Source organism: Spirillospora sp. NPDC047279 (genome assembly GCF_040643285.1).
In the GTDB taxonomy this organism is placed as follows: Bacteria; Actinomycetota; Actinomycetes; order Streptosporangiales; family Streptosporangiaceae; genus Spirillospora.
Window position 1 is genome coordinate 302,876 of record NZ_JBEYUA010000013.1, and the last position, 6,691, is coordinate 309,566.

General features: G+C 68.4%; 7 protein-coding genes and 1 pseudogene. 6 read left to right on the forward strand and 2 right to left on the reverse strand.

All coding sequences use genetic code 11. The annotated features are described in order from the left end of the window. Window positions 1–159: 159 nt before the first annotated feature. On the forward strand, window positions 160–1,341 hold the full coding sequence (gene moeZ, locus ABZ810_RS31550) for an adenylyltransferase/sulfurtransferase MoeZ (protein ID WP_358409517.1): 1,182 nt from the start codon (window positions 160–162) through the stop codon (window positions 1,339–1,341). A gap of 117 nt (window positions 1,342–1,458) precedes the next feature. On the opposite strand, the gene ABZ810_RS31555 is transcribed toward moeZ, so the two are convergent. Beyond that, on the reverse strand, window positions 1,459–2,178 hold the full coding sequence (locus ABZ810_RS31555) for a TetR/AcrR family transcriptional regulator (protein ID WP_358409519.1): 720 nt from the start codon (window positions 2,176–2,178) through the stop codon (window positions 1,459–1,461). Window positions 2,179–2,332: 154 nt separating this feature from the next. Here ABZ810_RS31555 and ABZ810_RS31560 point away from each other — a divergent pair, with 154 nt between their 5' ends. Beyond that, window positions 2,333–4,480 (forward strand): MMPL family transporter, encoded by a 2,148-nt coding sequence (locus ABZ810_RS31560; protein ID WP_358409520.1) that lies wholly within the window; start codon window positions 2,333–2,335, stop codon window positions 4,478–4,480. Between the two features lie 114 nt (window positions 4,481–4,594). On the opposite strand, the gene ABZ810_RS31565 is transcribed toward ABZ810_RS31560, so the two are convergent. Next, entirely contained in the window at window positions 4,595–5,020 is a 426-nt protein-coding gene (locus tag ABZ810_RS31565) for an ATP-binding protein (RefSeq protein WP_358409521.1), read from the reverse strand. Between the two features lie 118 nt (window positions 5,021–5,138). On the opposite strand from ABZ810_RS31565, the gene ABZ810_RS31570 reads away from it, so the two are divergent. The 4 genes and pseudogenes from ABZ810_RS31570 to ABZ810_RS31585 form a co-directional block, all read left to right on the forward strand. Continuing rightward, the gene (locus ABZ810_RS31570; protein WP_358409522.1) at window positions 5,139–5,948 is read left to right on the forward strand and encodes a helix-turn-helix transcriptional regulator; all 810 of its coding nucleotides are present in this window, start codon (window positions 5,139–5,141) and stop codon (window positions 5,946–5,948) included. Beyond that, window positions 5,945–6,139, forward strand: a complete 195-nt coding sequence (locus ABZ810_RS31575) for a DUF397 domain-containing protein (RefSeq protein WP_358409524.1) — start codon at window positions 5,945–5,947, stop codon at window positions 6,137–6,139. The genes ABZ810_RS31570 and ABZ810_RS31575 overlap by 4 nt, the downstream gene beginning before the upstream one ends. Window positions 6,140–6,151: 12 nt before the next feature. After that, a pseudogene (locus ABZ810_RS31580) lies at window positions 6,152–6,292 on the forward strand (DUF397 domain-containing protein); the annotation flags it as partial. Further along, on the forward strand, window positions 6,289–6,691 hold a 403-nt coding region (locus ABZ810_RS31585; RefSeq protein WP_358409525.1), incomplete at its 3' end, for a DUF397 domain-containing protein. The pseudogene ABZ810_RS31580 and the gene ABZ810_RS31585, both read left to right, overlap by 4 nt.

Genomic DNA, 6,691 nt, shown 5'->3' on the forward strand with positions numbered 1-6,691 from the left:
CGTGGATCGCCGCATTCCGCCCTCTCCCGGACAGGAACGACCTTCCCCCCGTCCGGGAATGCGAGCGGTCATGGCAGGGTTGTGGCGTGAAGGACGACGACGTCCCGGCCCGTATCAACCACGCACCAAGAACCGAGCGTCAGCACAGGAGCACTCACCGTGTCGTTGCCACCTCTGGTCGAGCCCGCAGCGGAGCTCACCCGTGACGAGGTCAATCGTTACTCGCGACACCTGATCATCCCCGACGTGGGGATGGCCGGGCAGAAGCGCCTCAAGAACGCCAAGGTCCTGTGCGTCGGCGCGGGCGGCCTCGGCTCCCCCGCCCTGATGTACCTCGCCGCGGCCGGCGTGGGCACGCTGGGCATCATCGACTTCGACGTCGTCGACGAGTCCAACCTCCAGCGGCAGATCATCCACCGGCAGTCGACCCTCGGCAAGCCCAAGGCCGAGTCCGCCGCCGAGACGGTGCGCGAGATCAACCCGCTGATCGACATCCAGGTGCACAACACCTCGCTCGACCGCGACAACGTGCTGGAGATCTTCGCCCGGTACGACCTGATCGTCGACGGCACCGACAACTTCGCGACCCGTTACATGGTCAACGACGCCGCGGTGCTGCTCGGCAAGCCCTACGTGTGGGGCTCGATCTACCGGTTCGACGGGCAGGCCTCGGTGTTCTGGGCCGAGCACGGGCCGTGCTACCGCTGCCTCTACCCCGAGCCGCCGCCGCCCGGCATGGTGCCCTCCTGCGCCGAGGGCGGCGTCCTGGGCGTGCTCTGCGCGTCCATCGGCTCCATCCAGGTCAACGAGGCGATCAAGCTGATCACCGGCATCGGCGACCCGCTGGTCGGCCGGCTGACCGTCTACGACGCCCTCGAGATGAGCTACCGCAACGTCAAGGTCCGCAAGGACCCCGAGTGCCCGCTGTGCGGCAAGAACCCGACGCAGACCGAGCTGCTCGAGGACTACGAGGCGTTCTGCGGCGCGGTGTCCGACGAGGCCGCCGAGGCGGCCAAGGACTCCACGATCTCGGTGCACGACCTCAAGGCCATGCAGGACCGCGACGACGACATCTTCCTGGTGGACGTCCGCGAGATCAACGAGTACGAGATCGTCAAGATCCCGGGCTCGACGCTGATCCCCAAGGGCGACTTCCTCAACGGGTCCGCCCTGGAGAGGCTGCCGCAGGACAAGAAGATCGTCCTGCACTGCAAGTCGGGCGTGCGGTCCGCCGAGGCGCTCGCGGTCGTCAAGAGCGCGGGCTTCGGCGACGCCGTGCACGTCGGCGGCGGCGTGGTCGCCTGGGTCAACCAGATCGACCCGAGCCTTCCGCAGTACTGACGTACACCGCCGACCTGATGCGGTTGGGGCGACCCGTCTTCCGCGTCAGGCCGGCGACGTGCGTCTTCACGGTGGTGACGCCGACGTTGAGCGTGAGCGGGAGGCGGTCGGGCGCGTTCAGGACGCGGGCGGCGCGTACGTCAGGCCCAGCATCGCCCCGATCTCCCTGACCATGAGCTCGAAGATCGGGCCCGGGTCCTCCAGGGCGAAGTCGAGATGGCCGAAGACCTCCAGGCTGACCCCGCCCTGGAGCCGGACCCAGCACTGCAGGAACCGCTGGATGACGCCGAGCGGCAGGTCGACCTGGATGACCTCGTCCCGGTAGCGGCGCAGCTGCCCGACCAGCGCCGGGTCGATCTCGTCGTCCGCGGGGACCGGGAACCGCCGCTTCTGCCACAACTCCAGGAAGAGCGTGAGGAACGTCCAGCCGAACGTCCGGGCGCACTCCTCGGCGAAGTCGGCCTGCTCCTTGTGGCCCAGGCCGGGCAGCGGCGCGCCGAACAGCAGCGCGTACTCGCGCCGGTGGGCCAGCGCCCAGCGCCGGAACCCGCGCGACGCCGCCAGGAACTTGCCGCTGATGTCGCCCTCGGGGACGGCGGAGATGTCGGCGTGCAGAGCGGTGGTGAGCTCGGTGAAGATGTCGCCGATCAGGTGCCGCAGCAGCTCGCCGTGGCTGTCGAAGTAGCGGTAGAGCGCGGGCGCGGTCATGCCCATCTCGCGGGCGATCGCGCGCAGCGTGACGGCCTCCGGGCCCTCGTCGACCAGGATGCGCCGCGCCGTGTCGGAGATCTCCCGCACGGTCGCCGCGCGCAGCCGGTCTCGTCGTGTCTCCGCCACCGCCGCTGACTCCTTTCCCCCGACGAGTGCCTCCGCATGATTCCCCAAAAACACCCTTGACGGGAGTTAACGCTGCATGCAATGTTAACACCGTTAGCGAGTTAACGGCGTTCACGCAAGTGACCGATCGTCACCAACGTGTGGGGAGCACACGATGTTCGAAAGCTGGGGCCGCCTCGTACATCGACGGCGGCGGCCGATCCTGGGACTGTCACTCATCGCGGTCGTCTTCATGGCCGTCTGGGGCACCGGCGTCTTCGGCGCCCTCACCTCCGCCGGCGGGTTCGACACGCCCGGCAGCGAGAGCGCCCGCGCGGAACGGATCGCCGAGCGCGACCTCGGCCGGGACGGCGCCGACGTCGTCGTCCTCTACACCGGCGGCGGCCGCACCGTCGACGACCCGGCCTTCCGCCAGGCGGTCGACCGTTCGCTGAACGCGCTGCCCGCCGGGACGACCGCGCGCACCACCACCTACTGGACGTCGCAGGCGCCGCAGCTGGTCAGCAAGGACCGCACCGCCACCTACGCGGTGATCCAGCTGGCCGGCGCCGACCAGGAGACGCGGGAGAAGAACTACGACACGATCGCCGGCGACCTCACCGAGGTGTCCGGCGGCCTGACCGCGAAGATCGGCGGGCAGCAGGGCACCGAGACCGCCGTCAACGAACGGGTCTCGTCCGACATCGCCCGCGCCGAGGCCATGGCCACGCCCATCCTGATCATCCTGCTGGTGATCATCTTCGGCAGCCTGGTCGCGGCGAGCCTGCCGATGCTCATCGGCGGGGTGGCCGTACTGGGGTCGTTCACCGCTCTGCACGTCCTGACCTACACCACCGACGTGTCGATCTTCGCGATCAACATCACCACGTTCCTCGGCCTGGGCCTGGCCATCGACTACGGCCTCTTCGTCGTCGGCCGTTTCCGCGAGGAGCTCGAACGCACGTCCTCCGTCGAGGACGCCGTCGCCGCCACCATGGCCACCGCGGGCCGCACGGTCGCCGTCTCCGGCGTCACCGTCGCGGTGTCCCTCGCCGGCCTGCTGCTGTTCGACCAGAACTTCCTGGTCTCGATGGGCTACGGCGGCATCGCCACCGTGCTGGTCTGCATGGTCGCCGCGCTCACCGTCCTGCCCGCCCTCCTGGCCGTGCTCGGCCCGAAGGTCAACGCGCTCACCGTCCGCCGCCGCAGGCGCGCCGCGAGCGACCGCTGGCTGCGGTTCGGCCACAGCGTGATGCGCCGCCCGGTGATCTACGCCGTCGCCGCCACCGCGCTGATCCTGTCCCTCGGCGCCCCGTTCCTCGGCATCAACTGGGGCGGCGTGGACGCCAAGGTGCTCCCGGCCGGCGCGGAGGCCCGCGTCGTCGCCGAGACCCTCGAACGCGACTTCCCGCGCAACGCCACCAGCCCCATCGAGGCCGTCGTGACAGGCACCGGCGCCGCCGAGGTCAAGGCCTACACCGACCGGCTGGCCGCGGTCGACGGCGTCACCGCCGCCACCGTCACCGGCTCGCAGAACGGCACCACCCGCATCGCCCTCCTCTACCAGCCGGACCCCAGCTCCGCCGAGGCCCGCGCCCTGGTCGAGCGTGTCCGCGACGTGCCTCCCACACCCGGTGCCGAGACCCATATCGGGGGCGTCTCGGCCGATCTGGTGGACCAGCTCGACAGCATCGGCGCCACCCTCCCCTGGCTGGCCGTCACCGTCGGGATCGCCACGTTCATCCTGCTCTTCCTGGCCTTCGGCTCGGTGGTGCTCCCCCTCAAGGCCATCCTGATGAACCTCCTCTCCCTCTCCGCCGCGTTCGGCGCGATGGTCTGGATCTTCCAGGACGGCAACCTCTCGGGCGCCCTGGACTTCACCGCGACCGGCTCCATCGCCCCGGCGATGCCGATCCTGATGCTGGCGATGCTCTTCGGCCTCTCCATGGACTACGAGGTCTTCCTCCTGTCCCGGATCCGCGAGCAGTACGACCTGACCGGTGACAACACCCAGGCCGTCGCGATCGGCCTCCAGCGCACGGGCGGCATCATCACCAGCGCCGCCCTGCTGTTCATCGTGGTGATCGGCGCCTTCTCCACCTCGGGCATCACGTTCATCAAGATGACCGGCGTGATCATGGCGATCGCCTTCCTGGTCGACGCCACCATCGTCCGCGCCGTCCTCGTGCCCGCGACCATGCGCCTGCTGGGCCGCGCCAACTGGTGGGCGCCCCCGGGCCTGGCCCGCCTGTACGCCCGCTACGGCATCCGCGAGTCCAGCGAGGCCCCCGCCCCCAAGCAGCTGGAGCCCGCAGGCACCTGACCCGGTTTAACTACGTCACCATTTGGACACAATAAGTGACATCGGGGGATCGGTTTCCCCCGAAGGAACAGCGCGGGGCGAGCGGCTCAGACCCTCGCCCTGTGTTGTTCTGCTTCACGACCCGATCGAGCGCTCGCGTGCGGGTTGGGCAACCCGGAGAAGGCCACTGGCGTGAAGCGCGGCCCACACGACCTTCCCGCCGCTGCTCAGCGCCCGCACCCCCCAGTCGTCCACCAGCTCGTCGATGACGAACAACCCCCGGCCACCCTCGTCGTCGGCACCCGCGACCCGCATCACGAGCGGGTCGTCGCACTGGTCCCAGACCTCGACCACCCGCCGTCCCGGCTCCAGGACCACCCGCACCACCACGTGCTGCCCCTTCCGCGACACCCGCGCCGCGTTGCTGAACAGCTCCGTCACGACGAGCCGCGCGTCGTACGATTCCAGGCCTTCCGCCGCGAACGCCTTGTCCACCAGTTCCCGCGCCGCCCTGGCCGCCTCCGGAACCGGGTCGAGCACCAGGGTGAAGTCGTCGCACATGTTCCTGCCCCATCGGTGAGTCCTCGTTGGACTGATTCGACACCGATCCTGAAACCGGATGACTACGTTCAGTACCGGAAGGAACTCGACACGCCTCGACAGAACGAGGACCGACTCGATGACGAATCGCAAGAAGCTCCAACCCGCCGAGTCGGCCAAGTCCCACTACGGCCACCGCCTCCGCAAGTACCGCGACAAACACGGCTGGTCACAGCCCCAGTTCGCCGAAAAGGTCTTCTGCGCCGGCGACCTCATCTCCAAGATCGAGACCGGCGTCAAGGTCGCCACCCCGGACATGTCCCGCCGCTTCGACAAGATCTTCAACCTCGACGAAGAATTCGAAGATCTCCAGGCCCTGGCCGCCGAAGAAGTGATCCCAGGCTGGTTCCGCCCCTACGTCGAGTTCGAACGCGTGGCAACGTCCATCCGCGTCTTCGACCCGCTGCATATTCCTGGCTTGCTCCAGGAAGAGCCCTACACCCGCGCCATCCTCAACTCCCGCTACGACGGAGACAAGCTAGAGGAGGCCGTATCCGCCCGAGTCGCCCGCCAGGCGATCTTGCATCGCAAACGCCCACCCTGGGTCTTGGTCCTGGTCTCAGAGTGGGCTCTCCGTCGCCCTGTAGGCGCGCCGGAAGCTCATCGTGAGCAGCTGGGTCACCTCCTCGACTTGGCCCGACGGCTCAACATCACCATCCAGGTCGTGCCGACTTCAGCGAAAGACTTCAGCCCTGCGGCATTCACACTCTTCAGTCACAAGGAGGAGCCCGACAGCGCATACGTAGATGGGGTCAACGGCTTCGGCCTCTCCATCACTCAACACGAAGAGGTCGAAACGCTTAGGGTGGAGTTCGATTTGATCAGGGCCTCGGCTCTGAGCGCCGAGGACTCAATCGAACTGATCCGAGCAGTGATGGAGAACCCTTGAGCACCTCAGATCTTCTCTCCGCCTCTTGGCGCAAGAGCAGCCACAGTGGAGGCGACGGAGGCCAGTGCGTCGAGTTGGCTGGCATTGGCGGCGGCATCGCTATCCGCGACAGCAAGGATCCTCACGGGCCCGTCCTCCAAACAACGCGCCACGCTTTGGCGACGGCCATCAGCCGCCACACGGCCGCCTAGCGTAAGAGCGACCACAGCGGCGGTGAGGGCGGCCAACGCGTTGAGTTGGCCGGGCTCGGGCGCGGTGTTGGTGTGCGCGTCAGCAAGGATCCCCACGGCCCGATCCTGCACGTCACACGCCAGGCCCTCGCCGCCGCCATCAAGCTCCAATGACGGAGTGGCCAAGGAGCAGCCACCACCCCTCGCACACCAACTGGCGCAAGAGCAGCCACAGCGGCGGTGAGGGCGGCCAACGCGTCGAGTTGGCCGACCTTGGCGGCAGTGTCGGTGTGCGCGACGGCAAGGACCCCGACGGTCCCATCCTCCACATCACAGGCCAGGCACTCGCCACAGCCATGAGCAACCACACGGCCGCCTGGTGCAAGAGCAGCCACAGCGGCAGCGAGGGCGGCGAATACGTCGAGCTGGCCGGGCTTGGGCGCGGCGTCGGCGTGCGCGACGGCAAGGACCCCGACGATCCCATCCTCCACATCACACGCCAGGCACTCGCCACTGCCATGAGCAACCACGGCCGCCTGGCGCAAGAGCAGCCACAGCGGCAACGAGGGCGGC